This is a genomic window from Eubacterium sp. An11, from assembly GCF_002161065.1.
GTDB classification, from domain to species: domain Bacteria; phylum Bacillota; class Clostridia; order Lachnospirales; family Lachnospiraceae; genus Anaerobutyricum; species Anaerobutyricum faecale.
The window spans coordinates 27,121-46,161 of the sequence record NZ_NFLV01000027.1 but is presented as its reverse complement, the minus strand read 5'-3'; the positions used below and the strand labels follow the sequence as shown (position 1 = coordinate 46,161).

General features: G+C 46.5%; 14 protein-coding genes. 9 read left to right on the top strand and 5 right to left on the bottom strand.

Annotated features, from left to right (window positions below; translation table 11 throughout):
* The first annotated feature begins 344 nt into the window (after window positions 1-344).
* The 3 genes from B5E53_RS15185 to B5E53_RS15175 all read left to right on the top strand — a co-directional run bounded on the left by B5E53_RS15185 (window position 345) and on the right by B5E53_RS15175 (window position 6,072).
* Entirely contained in the window at window positions 345-4,904 is a 4,560-nt protein-coding gene (locus B5E53_RS15185; RefSeq protein WP_162611935.1) for a leucine-rich repeat protein, read from the top strand.
* A gap of 110 nt (window positions 4,905-5,014) precedes the next feature.
* The gene (locus B5E53_RS15180; RefSeq protein WP_087316560.1) at window positions 5,015-5,596 is read left to right on the top strand and encodes a flavodoxin family protein; all 582 of its coding nucleotides are present in this window, start codon (window positions 5,015-5,017) and stop codon (window positions 5,594-5,596) included.
* A 41-nt stretch (window positions 5,597-5,637) separates the two neighbouring features.
* Window positions 5,638-6,072, top strand: coding sequence for a GNAT family N-acetyltransferase (locus B5E53_RS15175; RefSeq protein WP_087316558.1), 435 nt, complete (start codon window positions 5,638-5,640; stop codon window positions 6,070-6,072).
* Window positions 6,073-6,096: 24 nt separating this feature from the next.
* Here the strand turns inward: B5E53_RS15175 and B5E53_RS15170 are convergent, their stop codons facing one another.
* Genes B5E53_RS15170 through B5E53_RS15160 form a run of 3 tightly spaced genes read right to left on the bottom strand, consistent with a single transcriptional unit; the run spans window position 6,097 to window position 7,342 of the window.
* Window positions 6,097-6,636, bottom strand: a complete 540-nt coding sequence (locus B5E53_RS15170; RefSeq protein ID WP_087316556.1) for a hypothetical protein — start codon at window positions 6,634-6,636, stop codon at window positions 6,097-6,099.
* On the bottom strand, window positions 6,620-6,853 hold the full coding sequence (locus B5E53_RS15165) for a helix-turn-helix transcriptional regulator (protein WP_087316554.1): 234 nt from the start codon (window positions 6,851-6,853) through the stop codon (window positions 6,620-6,622). The genes B5E53_RS15170 and B5E53_RS15165 overlap by 17 nt, the downstream gene beginning before the upstream one ends.
* Before the next feature lie 9 nt (window positions 6,854-6,862).
* The gene (locus B5E53_RS15160) at window positions 6,863-7,342 is read right to left on the bottom strand and encodes a DUF2975 domain-containing protein (protein WP_087316552.1); all 480 of its coding nucleotides are present in this window, start codon (window positions 7,340-7,342) and stop codon (window positions 6,863-6,865) included.
* A 387-nt stretch (window positions 7,343-7,729) separates the two neighbouring features.
* On the opposite strand from B5E53_RS15160, the gene B5E53_RS15155 reads away from it, so the two are divergent.
* Window positions 7,730-9,403 carry an AAA family ATPase gene (locus tag B5E53_RS15155; protein WP_087316550.1) on the top strand — a complete coding sequence of 558 codons (1,674 nt, stop codon included), beginning with the start codon at window positions 7,730-7,732 and terminating at the stop codon, window positions 9,401-9,403.
* A 94-nt stretch (window positions 9,404-9,497) separates the two neighbouring features.
* Here the strand turns inward: B5E53_RS15155 and B5E53_RS15150 are convergent, their stop codons facing one another.
* Window positions 9,498-10,346 carry an ABC transporter permease gene (locus B5E53_RS15150; protein ID WP_087316548.1) on the bottom strand — a complete coding sequence of 283 codons (849 nt, stop codon included), beginning with the start codon at window positions 10,344-10,346 and terminating at the stop codon, window positions 9,498-9,500.
* Window positions 10,330-11,109 carry an ABC transporter ATP-binding protein gene (locus B5E53_RS15145; RefSeq protein WP_343215668.1) on the bottom strand — a complete coding sequence of 260 codons (780 nt, stop codon included), beginning with the start codon at window positions 11,107-11,109 and terminating at the stop codon, window positions 10,330-10,332. Before B5E53_RS15145 ends, B5E53_RS15150 begins: the two co-directional genes overlap by 17 nt.
* Before the next feature lie 177 nt (window positions 11,110-11,286).
* Here B5E53_RS15145 and B5E53_RS15140 point away from each other — a divergent pair, with 177 nt between their 5' ends.
* From B5E53_RS15140 to B5E53_RS15120, 5 genes are all read left to right on the top strand, one after another.
* Window positions 11,287-11,751 carry a signal peptidase II gene (locus B5E53_RS15140; RefSeq protein ID WP_162611934.1) on the top strand — a complete coding sequence of 155 codons (465 nt, stop codon included), beginning with the start codon at window positions 11,287-11,289 and terminating at the stop codon, window positions 11,749-11,751.
* A 433-nt stretch (window positions 11,752-12,184) separates the two neighbouring features.
* Complete coding sequence (gene raiA, locus B5E53_RS15135; protein WP_087316544.1) at window positions 12,185-12,712, top strand: ribosome-associated translation inhibitor RaiA; 528 nt, start codon at window positions 12,185-12,187, stop codon at window positions 12,710-12,712.
* Between the two features lie 220 nt (window positions 12,713-12,932).
* Window positions 12,933-15,572 (top strand): preprotein translocase subunit SecA, encoded by a 2,640-nt coding sequence (secA, locus tag B5E53_RS15130; RefSeq protein ID WP_087316542.1) that lies wholly within the window; start codon window positions 12,933-12,935, stop codon window positions 15,570-15,572.
* 164 nt (window positions 15,573-15,736) lie between these two features.
* On the top strand, window positions 15,737-16,864 hold the full coding sequence (gene prfB, locus B5E53_RS15125) for a peptide chain release factor 2 (RefSeq protein WP_087316567.1): 1,128 nt from the start codon (window positions 15,737-15,739) through the stop codon (window positions 16,862-16,864).
* Between the two features lie 18 nt (window positions 16,865-16,882).
* The gene (locus B5E53_RS15120) at window positions 16,883-19,027 is read left to right on the top strand and encodes a Tex family protein (RefSeq protein ID WP_087316540.1); all 2,145 of its coding nucleotides are present in this window, start codon (window positions 16,883-16,885) and stop codon (window positions 19,025-19,027) included.
* Window positions 19,028-19,041: the final 14 nt, after the last annotated feature.

Here is a 19,041-nt window from a genome sequence, read left to right as displayed (position 1 = left end):
TGTAATCTTTTACGGCCCGTAGCTTCACTTCTGGTAATATTCCTCTAGGCATAATAAAACTCCCCTCCAGATAAACAGTTTTATTATTTCAACTGTCTACCTAAAGGGGAGCATATCATTATGCGCCGTATCCTTTTTTTAATGATAAAATGATTGAGAGATACTGCTTATAAAGTAATAGGCCAATAATTCCAAAGTTATGATATAATTTTATTACATTTTGTGTTCAAAAGCGAGGTGGCGAGGAAGAAAAGATATTTCAGCGAAGAAACGATAAAAGAATTAATCTTGCAGAGAAAAGAGGGATGGATGAAATGATGTGGGAAAAAAGATTGATTTCCTGTATGATGGCAATGATAGTCGTGCTCACTATGGTTCTTTCTGTGCCTGGACTGAAGATAGAAGCAGCGGATACGGAAATTACTTATGCGGTTACAGGAGGAAATATAACGTTTGATATGTCCACGGGAACCATTACGGACTGTGATGAGAGTGTCACGGAGGCAGTTATTCCGGATACCATTGGAGGAGTTTTAGTGGAGGAAGTGGGAATCAGAGCATTTGGAAGTTGTATCAATTTGAGCAGTGTAGAGCTGCCGGATAGCGTGACAGTGATAGAAGCTTTTGCATTTGACAATTGCGGCAGTTTGAATAGTGTGAAGATGCCGAAAAATTTGGAAAAAATAGAGAGCTGGGCATTTTGGGGCTGTGGCAATCTGAGCAGCATAGAGATTCCGGACAAAACAAGAAAAATAGGGGAAGAGGCATTTCAAAATTGTGTTGGTTTGGACAATATAGAGATTCCGGCAAGCGTGACAAGCATTGGAAATAGTGCGTTTGGATATTGCAGCGGTCTGCGCAGCATAAAGGTAGATAAAAATAATACGGCGTATTCCTCAGAAGATGGCGTGTTATTTGATAAAGAAAAAACCACGTTACTTTGTTATCCCATTGGGAAAAAGCAGACCGTGTATGAGATTCCGGAGGGCGTAACAAAGATAGAAGATACTGCATTTTGCAATTGTATCAGTTTGAGAGGCATAGGAATTCCGGAAAGTGTGACGGGGATAGATGAATATGCATTTCATATGTGTGACAGTTTGACAGATGTCTATTATGGCGGCAATAAAGAAGCGTGGCAAAACATTACGATCAAAGACTATAATGTCGCTTTAGAAACTGCTGCCATTCATTACAGCAGTACTTGTCCGGATGATGTTCCGCTGCCACCGCTGCCATCCGGTAATACTACCGTAACCGGAGATGATACCGAAGAAAATGACATGGAGTTGACGGTCGGCGGCGATGTGGAGTTTGAGGTTCCCGATAATATTCCTCTGATCGGCGGCGGAGAGGTCTCGCTGGATTTTGGAGAAATCCCGGTGCAGTTTGAACGGGAAGGAAATGAGTTCCGGCTCGGCGTGGGAGTCGATAGTTTAGAGGATTTGGATGAAAATGGATGGGCAACCTTTAAAAAGTTCATAGAGACGCAGAAAGAATCTTATAGAAAAGGATGCAAGGCACTTTTGTCCAGCAAACACGGAACGGCTTCCATGGGAATGAAGGTGAAGCCGGATATCAGCTTCTTTGCTTATGCGGAAGGCACGATCACAGAAGATGGAATCCAGTCTTTTGGCGGAAAGTCTTTCATAGAGATTAAAGCGAAAGCGGAGCAGAAATGGCAGACAGTGGTTGTTGTCGTTCCGGTTGTGGTGAAGTTCTCGGGAGAAGCCGGCGTGGCGGTGACAACTTCTCTTGGACTGGATTTGGCCAACAGCAGTGTATATAGTTCAGGAGAAGTAGAATTGACGCTGCCAAAGCTGAAATTGTCCGGCGGCGTCGGTGTTGCCTATATTGCGGATGTGTCCGTATATGGTTCCGGAAAAAATGTTTTGACAGCCGAGATGGAAGCGCCGGGAAATGGCGCTCCGAAGGGAAAATTCACCGGTACGCTGTCAGGAGAACTTGGTGTCAGCGCCACTGCATTGTGCTTTTCCTATGAGAAAGCGTTGCTGGAGGGTGATTGGGAATATTATTCATCAGAGAATGCAAAAGCCAGATCAAAAAGTGCCCCATATAGCTTGCCTGATGAAGGCCAGTGGGAGATAAAGCGGACAGACAGTTCGGCCTGGAACGGAAAGATGTCTTCTCAGAAGAAAAGCAGGGCGAAAGCGGCAAACACTGACGGTGTGGAAGCAACGAAAGAATCAGCGGTGCAGGTCCTGCAATCGGATATATATGCCAGTGCGAAACCGACACTATTGCAGACAGACAGTGGGAAAAAGGTATTGATTTATACGGCGGATCTTTCAGGCAGAACCACAGGGAATCATACGGCAGTGGTCTATTCCGTATATGATGAGAATACTGCAACTTGGTCTGATCCGGTACAGGTGGACGATGATGAAACCGCTGATTTTGATGCAGTGGCGGCTGTGAACGGCGAAAATGTTTATATTGCCTGGTCTGACGCAAAGAGAACCTTTACAGAGACGGAAGATGAGCCACAAACTGAGAATTCTATGAAAGAAATGGCAAGTGCCTGCGAGATTACTGTGGCAAGATTGAACCTGGAGGGAACCGCGGGAGAAAAGGTGGCCATTTATCAGTTAACGAATAATGACTACGCAGATTTGAAACCGGCTGTTACGGTAAATAACCATGTCCCATATATTGCATGGTATGAGAACCAAAACAATGATATTTTGGAAGGAACAGGCACGAACATTGTCCATGTGGCTGCTTTGGAGGAAAATGCTTTTGTACCGCGGCCATCTTATGAGGTGAATGCTCCTGTACAGTCAGTGGCAATAGGGTCCATGGGGAATGATATAATGGCCGCGTGGGAATGTTCTTCCGGAACAGAAGAAAATTTGGAGACTACCATCTCGGTGATGGATATGCAGGGAACGGTGACGGAAGTGGCCAGTCGTTCGCAGAATCAAAAGCCATCGTTTGCCCGGATCAATGAACAAAATGTTCTTCTTTGGTATGCCGAAGATGCCGATGGCGCAGCTTCTTTACAATATGCGGACGTTCCCGGTGGGGAGATTCATACATATTTGGAAGATGCAGTGATTACTTCCGATTATAACGTGATAGAGGGAAATGATTGTGAGCTGGTTGTATGCGCATCCAATAAACCTGAAGAAGATACGGATGGAAGTAACCTTTATGCCTATGTGATGAGAAAAGGTCAGATCAGTGAGCCGGTAACTTTGACAGATGTGAACGGCTATGCGGCGAATCCGTCGGGCATCTGGAATGAAACAGATTTTGAATTTTTATTTACCAGGACAGATGCTGCCTTCAACGGTGAACTGGGCATGGAGACAACGACAGATCTGTGCATTTCTTCTGTCCTCCCTCAGAGTAAACTGGAGATGGGAGCGATAGAATATACCGAGGAAGATATGATGCCGGGAGATACTGCAGTGCTGACGGTTCCGGTGACCAATGATGGTTTGGAAAGCACAGGTACAAATGACAAAGTGCAGATTGTATGTGGAACAGAAGTGATCAGAGAAGCTGTATTGAGTCAGAAAATGGAACCGGGACAGACGGAACAGGTAGAAATTACTGCTGATATGCCTGAGAATTTACCGGAAAATGCAGAGTTAACGGTGCAGACTATTTCTGAGGCAGGTGGAAGCGATGATACACAGCAGATCACCGCGGGAGGTGCGGAAATGAATCTGACTGTAGAACAGCCGGACATGGATACATTTTCTGTGATTGTTTCTAATACGAGCGGTTATGATACCACAGCTTCCTTATTCATAAAAAATGAAACAGGTGAGACTCTCGGAACGGAAGAGTTGGGAAATATCGCCGCTGGTGAGCAGTTCACCCGGAGCTTTACAAGAGAAAACCTGGCAGCTTTGGGCAGTGATACTCTTGAGATTGAGGTTACGAATGGAAAACAGGATTTGCTTCCATTTAACAATACCGCTTCCATTTATGTGGGAGAAGACACTTTGAAAACGCTGGATCATCTGGTGGCTTCGAAGATGAAAGCAGAATATAAAAAAGGTGAGGTTTTGAATCTGAATGATCTGCAAATCAGAGCCGTGTATACAGATGGAAGCGAAGCGATCGTTACTGATTACACCACAAATGTATCGGATATCGATATGAAAGTTCCGGGAGAAAAGGAGCTGGTCATCACTTACGAGGAGGTTTACCGGACAAGAAAGGTAAATATGCCGATTACTGTCAGGAATGTTTCCGAGGATAAGCCGGAAGAACCAGACACTCCGGGAGGCGGGCATCAGACAGAACCAGATAAGGGAAATAATCAGACCATTCCGGGAGCCTCTTCGGGACAAAATGCTGGACAAAATACTGTGCACACTGACAACATGCAAAGACCAATAAAGATTAATGCCATGCGTCTTTCTGCCATCTCCAACAAAATCGCCGCGGGCAAACGTGTCAAACTGACAGCTGATATCTCCCCGGTCAATGCCTCTGACCAGCGGCTCATCTGGTCAACAAGCAATCCGAAGGTGGCAACCGTCAGTCAGTCCGGCGTGGTGACTGTGAAGAAAAAGACTGGCGGCAAATCTGTCATTATTACGGCGAGAGCTGCTGATGGCAGCGGGGCTGCAGCCACTTTCCGCATCAAATCTATGAAAGGTGTGGTAAAGAAGGTGACCATAGCGGGAGCTAAGAAGCGGACGGTGAAAGCAGGACAAAAACTGAAGCTGAAAGCGAAAGTGACGGCTGCCAAAGGCGCCAACAAGAAGCTGATCTGGACCAGCAGTAATACGAAATATGCCACCGTATCCGCGTCCGGCAAGGTGAAGACAAAGAAGCCTGGGAAAGGCAAAAAAGTGAAGATCACGGCCATGGCGACAGATGGAAGCAACAAGAAAATGACAGTGACCATTAAATTAAAATGACCGATAGGAAAAACTGTATGAAGTCATAAAAATGGAATGACGCCTGATGCGCCGGTGTCAGGCGTTGCTCTTCCGATTTTTTATAATATATAAGGAAAGGTTGATGATTCATGAAAAATATTTTAGTAATTTTAGGCGGAGGCCGTCCCAGAGGAAATACAAGGCAGTTGGTGGATGCTTTTGTAAAAGGGGCTGTGGACGCCGGACATCAGACGGAAGTAGTTTCATTGAATGAAAAGCAGGTAAACGGCTGCATTGGATGTAACGCCTGCCGTTTCGGAAAACCTTGTGTACAGAAAGACGATTTTAATTCTCTGATTCCGGCAATTAAAAATGCGGATTTGATCGTATTTGCATCTCCGCTATATTTTTGGACCTTATCCTCAAAGATCAAGGCTTTTATTGAGCGTTTTTACTGTATTGCAGAAGAGGACGACGCGCCGCCGCTGGGCCGTTATGAAAAATATCCGGTCAGGGATTGTGCCTTATTGATGACATCGGCGGATGATTATTTCTGGACATTTGAGCAGGCAGTTTCGTATTATAATTTTGCTCTGGTAAATTATATCGGTTTTCATGACAGAGGCATGCTGCTTGCTGGCGGATGCGGAGATACAAACGGAAAGCCGCAGATTGATAAGACCGATTATCTGGAAAAAGCCTACAAGTTTGGCAAGACGATATACGAATGATCAAAATGAGTTTTCCGTATTTTTTGTGAGGAGATAAATTTATGTACTATTTTAAGACCGATAACACTCTGCCGGATGACGCAAGATTGATCCGCGAGATGGTCTTTGTGAAAGAACAAGGATTTGAAGATGAATTTGATGATCAGGACGCAGCTGCGACGCATCTTGTCCTGTATGGTGATGATGGCACGCTAATGGGAACGGGGCGTTTTTTTAAGAGTGGTGAAAATGTCTATACTGTTGGACGGATCGCCGTGTTAAAAGAGTATCGCAAAAAACATTATGGCGGGATCATCCTGCAGGAAGCAGAGAGACAGATAAGAGCTCTGGGAGCAAAAGAAATCCGGCTGGCGGCCCAGGTGCAGGCAAAAGGATTTTATGAGAAAGCAGGATATTCGGCGGACGGAGAGGATTTTTTAGAAGAACACTGCCCGCATATCCGGATGTGTAAAAAAATAGAAAAGACCAGGAGCTGATCTGATAGCTCCTGGTTCCTGGGATTAAAGAAATGATTCCGCAGTATATAATTTCTTCCGGCTCTCATCCCATAAAACGATGAGTTCACTGCCGTCGTCCTGGGATTGATACCAGTATACGCAGGACGCATAGTCGGGACGTTCCCCGGACGGGACATGGATGTCATCAAGCCAGCCCTCCACTTTGGCAGAGCAGCGGCCGCCGTAATTACTGTCATTATGATTGTTGTTGTTGCCGTCATCAATATTGCCGCTGCCATTGGCGCCGTTATTGCTGGTCTCGTTTTCATCGGTCTGCCAGTCAAACATTGCTTTTACCGGGGCGTTTTCTTTGTATGTAAAAACATGATAGCGGATGCCGTCGCCAAGAAAGCTGTCGCCGGAATCTGTGCTGTAGATTTCCTGGCAGTGAGAGTCAGCGGGCAGAGAGAATCCCCAGTTGGCTTTTAGTGTGGACGAATAATCCGTACTTTGTCCAAAGTATAAAAAAGCTCCAATAACGGCGATGACCAGAAGCAAAACGCCCGGTAATACTATAGCAAGTTGTTTATGCTTTCTCTTCATGATCTTCCTTCCTCCTGTACTCTAAAAGGTCGCCCGGCTGGCAGTCCAGCGCTTCGCATAGTTTGATAAGTGTCGAGATTTTCAGAGCTTTAGCTTTGCCATTTTTTAAAATGGACATATTGGCGATAGTGATTCCGACGCGCTCGGCCAGCTCTGTGACGCTCATCTTTCGTTTTGCCAGCATCACATCAATATTGAAAATGATTTCTCCTTCCATAACAGCCTCCTATATGGTCAAGTCGCTTTCTTCCTGCAGAACGGCGGCTTTTTTTACTAAATGGGATAATACAGCGGATATGACCGCAACGGCGATACCCGCGAATACGATGATAAAAGAAGCCAGTACCACGCTGGGATGGCTCATATCCAGTAAGAGCATTACCACGTTTCCCAGGAAGAAAAAAGTGGCATCTGCGGCGGCCAGAACAGAAATCCATTTCAGCAGACTGGCGTTCTCATTGGAAAAAGACCGGTCCCGGCCAATGTTGGTGGCAATACGCCAGGCCAGGACAAGGACGGCAAAACAGGGAACCGCCGTTACCCAGAGAAACCCCATCCAGGGCCAGAAGCGGTTGGCAAATTCCGGATACGATGCCGCCAAAGAATCACCGTACAGGGGCAGGATGACACCGTAGATGATCAGACCACAAATGCCAACACCCAAAAGAATACATTTTAACCATCTTGAAAGATTTTTTTGTTTCATATGTTGAATCCTCCTGTTATGTATTTGACAGACTGGCTGCCTTTGACAAGCTCGCCATTGACGGACTGGGCCTTTGATAGGCTGAGTATAACACAGAAATATCTGTAAATCAATAATTATTTATTGTTTTACGATAAAAACCGGAAAACGATTTAGAAGGATTTAGGGAATTGAGGAAATTGCAAGCTGAGAAGACATTTTAAAAAATTTTATTGGAAGCGTAAATGGTAAGTCGGACAGTTCTGGTCTTTGCGTCCTGATGATTTTTTTAATGGAATAGAAAAATCTGGTTGTATTATTATCAATGGAAGACTATAATCATATTAATAAAAGTTTTGTGTAATGAAAATTGTATTGGTTTATAAAAAGCAGGAAGGGAGGTATATCATGGGTCAAATATCTTTGCCGGTTGGCATTGCCAGTTTTGCTAAAATCAGAGAGAATAACTATTATTATATAGATAAAACAGGTTTAATTCGGAAATTATTAAGGAGTAATCCCGATGAGGTGACACTTATTACCCGTCCCCGCCGTTTCGGCAAAACTCTGAATATGAACATGCTGGCAGAGTTTTTTGATATACGGAAAGACAGTGCGGCGCTGTTTGCCGGGCTGGAAGTGGCAAAGGATAAGATGCTCTGTGATACATGGATGAATCAGTACCCGATAGTGTATTTTACATTTAAAAATGTCGAGGGACTGGATTTTGCATCTGCCCGCGGTATGCTGATGGAAGCGGTTGTCAGGCTTTATAAAGAGCATTATTATTTGCTGGACAGCGAGAAAGTCAATGATCTTGACAAGGAAAAATTTATCCGTGCCGCCAAAGGAGAAATTTCGGATACAGAGTTAAAGAACAGCCTTCTGGCACTGATGTTCATGTTGAGAGAATATTATGGAAAACCTGTGATTCTTCTGATTGATGAGTATGATGTGCCTCTGGCAAAGGCCAGCGAACGTCAATATTATGAGCAGATGCTGGATATGATACGGGGATTTTTAGGGCAGGCGCTGAAAGACAATCCGGCTCTGCGATTTGCAGTGGTGACGGGTTGCCTTCGGATTGCGAAGGAAAGTATTTTTACGGGAACCAATAATTTTGTCTCGGATACCATATCCGATCATCGTTTTGCAGAGTATTTTGGGTTTACAGAGGAGGAAGTAGAGAAGCTTCTTGCTGATACCGGGCTGTCGGGTGGACTCAGGCAGATGCGCCGGTGGTATGATGGATATCGGTTCGGAAATGTGGAGATTTACTGCCCGTGGGACGTACTGAACTATGTATCGAAATTATCTGAGGATAAGAAGGCCAAGCCGGAGAGTTTCTGGGAGAATACCAGTGATAACAGTATCATTCGTTCTTTTATGGAACGGACGGATCTTGGAGTGCAGGATAAATTTGAGAAACTTCTGGCAGGGGACTGTGTGAAAACAGAACTGGTGGAAAATCTTACTTATGATACCCTGCATTCCTCCGAAGAGAATTTATGGAGTCTTTTGTATCTGACAGGATATTTAACAACAGCATATCCTGAAGCAGAACAGGGAGGCGACGAAAGAACGGCACTGCGCATTCCCAATGAAGAAATCATGCTCATTTTCCGCAGGATGGCCCTGGAATGGTTTCAGGAGCAATCTCTGCGAAACGACCGGAAAGAACTTTTTGATGCGGCATGGAACGGGGAAGCTGGAGTGCTGACTGAAATGTTGTCAGACATTTTGTTTGATACGATCAGTTACCATGACTATCAGGAAAGTTTTTATCACGCTTTTCTGGCCGGTCTGTTTTCTGGTGCAGGCTACATTGTGGAATCCAATTATGAACATGGACTGGGGCGTTCCGATGTGGTGATCAAAGATAGAAAACACCGCCGGGCAATCCTGTTCGAAGCCAAACACGCTGCCGATGAAGCTATGCTGGAAAAAGACTGTGACAGCGCTTTGGCACAGATCAAGAAAAAACAGTACGACAAAGGACTGGAGCGGGAGGGGTACCGCAGTGTCCTTTGTTATGGGATTGCATTTTATAAGAAGGAATGTCTGGTGAAGAAAATATCATAAAAGGATGAAGTTCGTCCCACTGGCAACGGCAGGATAATATTTCTGCCGTTGAATTTTTGTTTCCGGTCACGCTGCCCATTTTATCATTTTCGGCCTAAAAGTTATCCCACTGCAACACCTGTGAGCCATAAATAATCAGATACCCCAATCCCTGTTTCGCAGCCAGAAATTCTCCGATGACCACGCCGATCAGACAAAGACCGATGTCCACCTTGAGAATACTCAGGATGGCAGGCAGGTTCAGCGGCAGGATCACTTTGGTGAGACAGTCGATGCGGCTGCCGTGAAGAGTCTTGATGAGTTTGATTTTGTCCGGGTCCGTGGACATGAAACTCGTATACAGGTTCAGGATGCTGCCGAAGACCGCCAGGGAGATGGCTGTGATAATGATAGTCTTCATGTTGTTGCCCAGCCATACGATGAAGATGGGGGCCATGGCGGATTTAGGCAGGCTGTTTAAGATGACGAAATAAGGCTCCAGGATTTCACTGAAAGTTTGATTCCACCAGAGAAGGACGGCGATCAGGATGGTGAAAATCGCTACCAGAAGAAAACTTCCGAAGGTTTCTGCCAGGGTGATGCCGATGTGTCCCAGCAGATTGCCGTCTGCGTAGAGCTCTGCGGCGCTTTTGATCATGCGGGACGGACTGCTGAAAATAAAAGAATTCAGCCAGCCGATGTCGGAGCAGATCTCCCAGGCAGCAATAATAAATATAAGAAGAAAGATCTGGATAAACAGTACCAGCCGGTGGTGCTGTTTTATTTTTTTCACATAAAGAGCCTGTGCCGGGCTCAGAGAAGGGGAATCCGGCAGCAAAGCACTGTCCGGACCGGACTTTTCAGCGGATGCGGCCTGCAGACCGGATGGATCCCGAAATTGTGTCGCAGCCGCCTTTTCCCGCTCCTCCCGGAGACCCTGTGACAATTTATGAAATGCTCTCATCTGATTTCAGCTCCTTCCATATCTGATCAAAATATTTCTGGAATTTCGGGTGAAGCCTTGCTTTCTGGGGAGAAAGACGGTGTTCGGTCTCAAAGTCGATGGTGACGATGGAGCGGATAGAGCCTGGACGCTTTCCGAGGATGAGAATACGGTCGGCAATGCTGATGGCTTCCGAGAGGTCGTGGGTGACCAAAAGCGCGGTAACCTTCTGTTCCCGGATGATGTTTACAATGTCGCTGGAGACGTCCAGCCGGGTCTGATAGTCCAGAGCGCTGAAAGGTTCATCCAGCAGCAGAAAAGAAGGATGACCGGCGAGGGTGCGGATCAGAGCCGCCCGCTGGCGCATGCCTCCAGAAAGTTCGTGGGGATGAGCGTCGGCAAAATCAGCGATATCGTACTGTTCCATAAGAGAACGGACATAGCTTAAATTCTCTTCGGTGAGCTGGTGCTGGATTTCCAGACCCAGAATGATATTTTTATAAATGGTTCTATATTCTAATAAATGGTCTTTTTGCAGCATATATCCCACAGCAGGCGGGCTGGTGCTGGAAGGGTAGAGAATGTTGCCGGTCTGTACGGAAATAAAGCCGGCGACCAGATCCAGCAGTGTGGATTTGCCGCAGCCGGAGGGACCGACAATGGCCGCAAATTCGCCGGAAAAAAGATCGAAGTTGATGTCTGTCAGAGCTTTGGTCTCGCCATTTTTTGTGTGATAGGTATGGGAGAGATTTCTGACAGATAAAAAAACTTTTTCAGGCAGCAAAATGTCTCAATCCTTTCATAAAGTGTTATAATTTAAAATATGCAGTGGATGATTATATGTTGAACATGAAGGAGAGCCGGATGACTGATGGGTGCAAAAGGCAGCGGCTGATCCGGCAATCCACGGACAGACAGCCGGATATCCTGCAGAAATAAATAAAAAGGAGAAATGGGAAGTATGGCATATTTAAAAATCATAGCGGCGATCATGGCCGGAGAGACTTTTATTAAACAGTACATTGCGGACAAAGAAAAAGAAGGAAAGAAAGAGTGGAAACTGCCGGGAGGTATTGTGATCCGCCGGCTGGAAAACGGCGGAGCGGCCACGGGAATTTTATCCAATCATAAAAAAGAACTGAAAATATGCAGCGGGGCCATTCTGTCGGTCGGTGGCCTTTTGCTGTTAAAAGAAAGAAAAAAACAACCGGTTTCCGCGGCGGGAGTAGGATTGGCTCTGATACTGGGAGGAGGTCTCTGTAACTTTGTGGACCGGGTGAAAAAGGGAACGGTGACAGATTACATCCGTTTTACAAAATGTCCGGTGTCCTATCTCCGTAAGCTGGTTTTTAACATCAGTGACTTTTGTATTTTCATTGGCGGACTACTCCTTTTTGTCTGCCAAAAATTCAGAATAAAGAACTGATTTTCCGGAACGATTTCTGAAAATGTAAAAAGAGCTTATTTTGGAAGAGTATTGTAAAGTTTGTGCAAAATATCTAAGAAAAATGTCGATTTTTGAAGAATAAAGAGTTGGAAAAATTTGTTTGTGGATAAGTTGATAAAGTTGTCCACCGAAAAAAAAGGAAAAAATCGGGATAAATGCAAGTTATCCACATTATCCACAATTTTATGTGTGTGCAGAAATTGTGGAAAGATTCGTCAAGATAAAACATGCGTTTTGTGTAATTCTTAAAAATTACCAAAATATCCCATAATTTATTTTCAGAGAAAAGAATTTGATATGAGTAAATTAAAAATAATAAGTAAAAAATTCTGAAAATTGTACTATTTGATTGCAACTCTTGTAAAAAGTTGGTATAATGAAACCGTAGAAAAAAAAGAAGGAGTGTGATCCTATGCGTTACATCATTTATGGAAAGAACTTAGAGGTATCGGAAGGCTTAAAGCAGGCGATTAATGATAAGTTCAGCAAGCTGGATAAGTTTTTTACACCGGATACCGAAGTACAGATCACATTAAGTGTGCAGAGAGAAAATCAGACAGTGGAAGCAACAATTCCGATGAAAGGAACAATCCTGCGGGCAGAGCAGACAAGCACGGATATGTACGTTTCTATAGATATGGCGGTAGATGTTCTGGAGCGGATGATCCGCAAATATAAGACAAAGATCTCCAGCCATGGAAAGGGCATCGGAACCTTTACCGATGAATTCCTTGAGGAAGATGTGGATAATCATGAGACAATCAGCATCACCCGGAGTAAACGGTTTGCCATCAAGCCGATGGATGCGGAGGAAGCATGTATACAGATGGAACTTCTCGGACACAATTTCTATGTGTTCCGCAACGCCGAGACTTTTGAGGTGAATGTAGTCTATAAGCGGAAAGATAAGACATACGGACTGATCGAGCCGGAATTCTAGAAGAAGCGAAGCGAATCGAGATGCGTGGTGTATAACCATAAAAACTAATACAGAGCGGGGACGCAGGAAGCGTTCCCGCTTCTTTTGTAAAATCTGTATATAGAAAAATCCCTGTAATAGTAAGAATATTTAAAGATTTCCCGGCTTGAAATGGACGTTTATCAATGTTACAATATACTTCGTATGTTTAGATTTTAATAGTGACCTACAGGAGGTATATATGGGAATCGCAGATATATTTTTTGGAAATAAAAGCGAAAAAGAAATAAAAAGAATTTCAAAGACAGTCGATCAGATAGAAGCTCTGGATGAACAGATGCAGGCGCTCTCCGACGAAGAACTGCGTGCGAAGACCACAGAGTTCAAAGAACGTCTGGCCAATGGAGAGACACTGGATGATCTGCTGGTGGAAGCCTTTGCGGTCGTCAGAGAGGCAGCGGACAGAACCATTCATCTGAAACACTACAGAGTACAGCTCATGGGCGGCATCATCCTTCATCAGGGACGTATCGCAGAGATGAAGACTGGTGAAGGTAAGACTCTGGTGGCAACTCTGCCGGCTTACCTGAATGCCCTGGAAGGCAAAGGCGTGCATATCGTGACAGTCAATGACTACCTGGCAAAGCGTGACGCGGAGTGGATGGGCAAGGTACATGAGTTCCTGGGACTTACCGTCGGCGTGATCCTGAACAGCTACAATAATAAAGAGCGTCAGGCCGCTTATAATTGTGATATTACTTATGTTACAAATAATGAGCTGGGATTTGACTATCTTCGTGACAACATGGTTATATATAAAGAAGATTTAGTACAGAGAGATCTGAACTACGCTATCGTCGATGAGGTCGACTCCGTATTGATCGATGAGGCAAGAACTCCTCTTATCATTTCCGGACAGAGTGGTAAATCCACAGACCTCTATAAGGCCTGCGACGTGCTGGCCAGACAGATGCAGAGAGGTACTTCCGATGGTGAACTGTCCAAGATGGATGCCATCATGGGTATTGACATTGAGGAAGACGGAGATTTCCTTGTAAATGAAAAAGAGAAGCATGTAATGCTGACCCAGGAAGGTGTGAAGAAGGTAGAGCAGTTCTTCCACATTGATAACCTGGCTGATCCGGAGAATCTGGAGATTCAGCACAATATTATCCTGGCTCTCCGTGCCCACAACCTGATGTTCCGCGATCAGGATTACGTGGTAAAAGATAACGAGGTGCTCATCGTCGATGAGTTCACCGGACGTATCATGCCGGGACGTCGTTATTCCGACGGACTTCATCAGGCCATCGAGGCGAAGGAACATGTGAAGGTAAACAGAGAGTCCAAGACTCTGGCAACCATCACTTTCCAGAACTTCTTCAACAAATATAAGAAAAAGGCTGGTATGACCGGTACCGCCATGACAGAAGATAAAGAGTTTATGGATATTTACGGCATGGACGTTGTGGAGATCCCGACCAACAAGCCGATGATCCGTGTGGATAAAGATGATTCCATTTACATGACCAAGAAGGAGAAGCTCAACGCGGTCATCAATGAGATCGTGGAGGCCCATGAGAAAGGCCAGCCGGTGCTGGTGGGTACCATCAACATTGACGCATCTGAGGAAGTCAGCCGCATGCTCACCAAGAGAGGTATCAAGCACAACGTGCTGAACGCCAAGTTCCATGAGCTGGAGGCGGAGATTATCTCCCACGCCGGCGAGCGGGGCGCCGTTACCATCGCCACCAACATGGCCGGCCGTGGTACCGATATCAAGCTGGAAGACGGTGTGGCAGAACTGGGAGGACTGAAGATCATCGGTACAGAGCGTCATGAGAGCCGTCGTATCGACAACCAGCTCCGTGGACGTGCCGGACGTCAGGGAGACCCGGGAGAGTCCAAGTTCTTCCTGTCCCTGGAAGATGATCTGATGCGTCTGTTTGGTTCTGAGCGTATGATGAATGTTTACAAAGCCCTGGGTATTCCGGAAGGGGAAGAAATCCATCATAAAACTATCACCAAGCAGATCGAGAAGGCACAGAAAAAGATTGAGAATAACAACTTCGGTATTCGTAAAAACCTGCTGGATTACGACCAGGTTAACAACGATCAGCGGGAGGTTATCTACGCCGAGAGACGCCGGGTTCTGGACGGCGAGAGCATGCAGGATGTTATTTACCGCATGATCAAAGACACCGTTAAGGACGACGTGGAGATGATCGGCGGCGAGACCAATCCGGACGAATGGAATATGGTAGAGCTTAATGAAACTCTCCGCAGGGAGATTCCGCTGCAGCCGATCGTGCTGACAGAGGAGGAGAAAGCATCTAAAGATAAAGATGCGATCATTGAGCGGCTGCAGGATGAGGCCATGGAGCTTTATCACGCCAAAGAAAAAGAATTCGAAGATTTCGCCAGAAGTCAGGCGGATCTGCCGGAAGAGACACTGCTGGCCGATGATAACGCCGCCGCCTACAAAGAAGGCATCCGGGAGGTGGAGAGAGTCATTCTCCTGAAAGTTATCGACAGCAAGTGGATGAACCACATCGATGATATGGATCAGCTTCGTCAGAGCATCGGTCTGCAGGCGTATGGACAGAAGGACCCGGTTGTACAGTACAAGTTCCTGGGTTACGATATGTTTGAGGAGATGACAAAGAATATCCGCCATGATACGGTCAGCGCATTGATGCACGTGCGTATCCAGCAGAAGGTGGAAAGAGAGCAGGTTGCCAAGGCAACAGGCACCAACAAGGATGATAGTGTGGCTCAGGGACCATACAAGAGAAAAGAAGCTAAGATTGGCAGAAATGATCCTTGTCCGTGCGGCAGCGGAAAGAAATATAAACAGTGCTGCGGAAGATTCGCAGAGTAAGCTGCCAGACAGAATATATAAAAACAGATACAGTAAACACGCAGACAAAATGATAAGGGGCTGCCGCTTTTCTCGCGGCATCCCCCTTTTGGCATCACGCGGCAGCTGCCCGGGTGCCGCCAGTGAGAAAATATGAAAAGATTGAATCAGAAAGGAACCTGCAATTGGTAGAATTAGATCAGTTTAAATTTACACTTAATCAATACAAAGAGCCCATGGAGGAGTTAAAGGCTTCTCTGGAACTGGACCGCAAAAAGGCCAGGATGGAGGAACTGGAAGCCAAGATGGAAGAACCGGATTTCTGGTCCGATCCGGAGAAGGCCCAGGACATTACCAGAGAGCTTAAAGGCATGAAGGATACAGTGGAGGCTTTTGCCGGACTGGAAAGCACCATGGATGATGCGTATACCATGATTGAGATGGGATATGAGGAGAATGATGCCAGTCTTATTCCGGAGATTGAGGAGATGATTCGCGAGTTCAGGGAGACGTTCGAGCAAATGCGGATCAAGACACTGCTTTCCGGCGAGTACGACAGTAATAATGCGATTGTCACCCTCCACGCCGGAGCGGGCGGCACGGAGTCCTGCGACTGGGCGGGCATGCTTTATCGTATGTACACCAAATGGGCGGAAAGTCACGGCTATAAGACCGAAGTGCTTGATTACCTGGACGGAGAGGAAGCGGGCATCAAATCCATTACTTTCGAAGTGAAAGGGGAGAATGCCTACGGATATCTGAAATCCGAAAAAGGAGTGCATCGTCTGGTGCGTATTTCCCCGTTCAATGCGGCGGGCAAGCGGCAGACCTCCTTTGCTTCCTGCGATGTGATGCCGGATATCGAAGAGGATCTGTCTGTGGAGATCGCTGATGAAGATATCCGGATTGATACCTATCGTTCCAGCGGCGCCGGCGGACAGCATATCAACAAGACTGATTCCGCCATCCGTATTACTCATATTCCAACGGGAGTGGTGGTACAGTGCCAGAACGAGCGGTCTCAGCACAAAAATAAAGAGAAAGCGATGCAGATGCTGAAAGCGAAACTGTATCTCATCAAGGAGCAGGAAAACAGAGAAAAACTTTCCGACATCCGGGGTGAGGTGTCCGATAACGGCTGGGGCAACCAGATCCGCTCTTATGTATTGCAGCCGTACACCATGGTCAAAGACCACAGGACCGGTGAGGAGAGCGGAAACGTGCAGAGTGTGCTGGACGGCAATCTGGACCAGTTTATGAACGCGTATCTCCGGTATATTAACAGCGCTGGACAGCAGACGGAACAAAAATAGAAAGCAAGGATAATTTTTATGGATATTATTAACCAGCTCGCAAATGAGCTGCAGATCAGAAAAGAACAGGCGAAAGCCGCCGTACAGCTCATTGACGAGGGAAATACCATTCCTTTTATTGCCAGATACCGGAAGGAGGCTACGGGAGCCCTCAGCGATGAAGTGCTGAGAAATCTTCATGAGAGACTTCAATATTTGCGGAACCTGGAAGAAAAAAAGGAACAGGTGATCCAGACCATAGAGGAGCAGGGAAAATTAACGCCGGAGCTTCGGAAGAAGATTACCGAGGCGGTGACGCTGGTGGCCGTGGATGACTTGTACCGGCCGTTCCGGCCAAAAAAACGGACCCGTGCTATGATCGCGAAAGAAAAAGGGCTGGAACCTCTGGCAGATCTTATACTGCTGCAGAAAACCAAAAGAAGCATAGAGGAAGAAGCAGTTCCTTATGTGGATGCGGATAAGGGAGTGGAAACCGTTCGGGATGCCATTGCCGGTGCCAGCGATATCATAGCGGAGCAGGTGGCTGACCGTTCCGATTACCGCAAAAGTATCCGTGACTGGACGATGAAAGAAGGCTGGCTTTCTGTGAAGGCAAAGGATGAAAAGGCTGAATCCGTGTATGAGATGTATTATGATTTCAGAGAGCCGCTTTCCAGGATGACCGGATACCGCGTGCTTGCCGTCAACCGGGGAGAAAAGGAAAAGTATCTCAATGTCAAGGTAGAAGCGCCGGAGCCGCAGATCCTTCAGGCACTGTGCCGGACAATGATCCGGGATGAGGAAGGTCCGATGGCGGCAGTGCTGAAAAATGCCATTGTGGACGGCTATCATCGGCTGATCGCGCCGGCCATCGAGAGAGATATCCGGAATGAACTGACAGAAAAGGCACAGAGCGGAGCTATCACTGTATTTGGAAAGAATTTAAAACAGCTTTTGATGCAGCCGCCGATCAAAGGGCAGACGGTACTGGGCTGGGACCCGGCCTTTCGGACCGGATGTAAGCTGGCGGTGGTGGACGCCACCGGAAAAGTGCTGGATACCGTAGTGGTTTATCCGACTGCACCGCAGTTTAAGGTGGAGGAAGCCAAGAAAACCGTCCATGATCTGATTAAAAAATATCATATCACACTGATCAGTGTGGGAAACGGAACCGCTTCCCGGGAATCGGAGCAGGTGATCACGGAGCTTTTAAAAGAGATACCGGAAAAGGTGTCCTATGTGATCGTCAATGAGGCCGGCGCCTCCGTGTATTCCGCCAGCAAGCTGGCCACGGAGGAGTTTCCGGAATTTGATGTGGGACAAAGAAGCGCCGCTTCCATCGCGAGAAGACTGCAGGATCCTCTGGCGGAACTGGTAAAGATTGAGCCGAAGGCCATCGGCGTGGGACAGTACCAGCATGATATGAATCAGAAGAAGCTGGAGGAGACGCTCCACGGCGTGGTGGAAGACTGCGTGAATAAAGTGGGAGTGGATCTGAATACCGCATCCTTCTCCCTGTTGTCGTACATTTCCGGTATCAGCAAAACGGTGGCCAAAAACATCGTGGCTTACCGGGAGGCCAATGGAAGTTTCCATTCCAGAGAGGAACTGAAGAACGTGCCGAAACTGGGACCGAAAGCTTTTCTGCAGTGCGCCGGTTTCCTTCGTATTTCGGGTGGAGAGAATCCTCTGGATAATACGGGGGTCCATCCGGAGTCCTATGGAGCGGCGGACAAACTGCTTTCCCGCATGGGATATCAGAAAGAGCAGATCGGCGCGGAGGGCGGCTGTCATCTGAAAAAACAGATAAAAGATATCAATGCGCTGGCCAGAGAGCTGGATATCGGTGTCCTGACTCTGCAGGATATTGTGGATGAGCTGGAAAAGCCGGGGCGCGACCCGAGAAATGACATGCCAAAACCGATTCTCCGGACAGACGTCCTGGAGATGAAGGATTTAAAAGAAGGAATGGTATTGAAAGGCACTGTGAGAAATGTGATTGATTTCGGCGCCTTTGTGGATATCGGCGTTCATCAGGACGGTCTGGTGCACATTTCTCAGATGTCAGATAAATATATCAAACATCCGCTGGAGGTTGTCAGTGTCGGCGATGTCATTGATGTACAGGTCATGAGCGTGGATGTAAAGAAGAAACGAATCCAGCTGACCATGAAGGTAAAATAAATGTATCCATACAG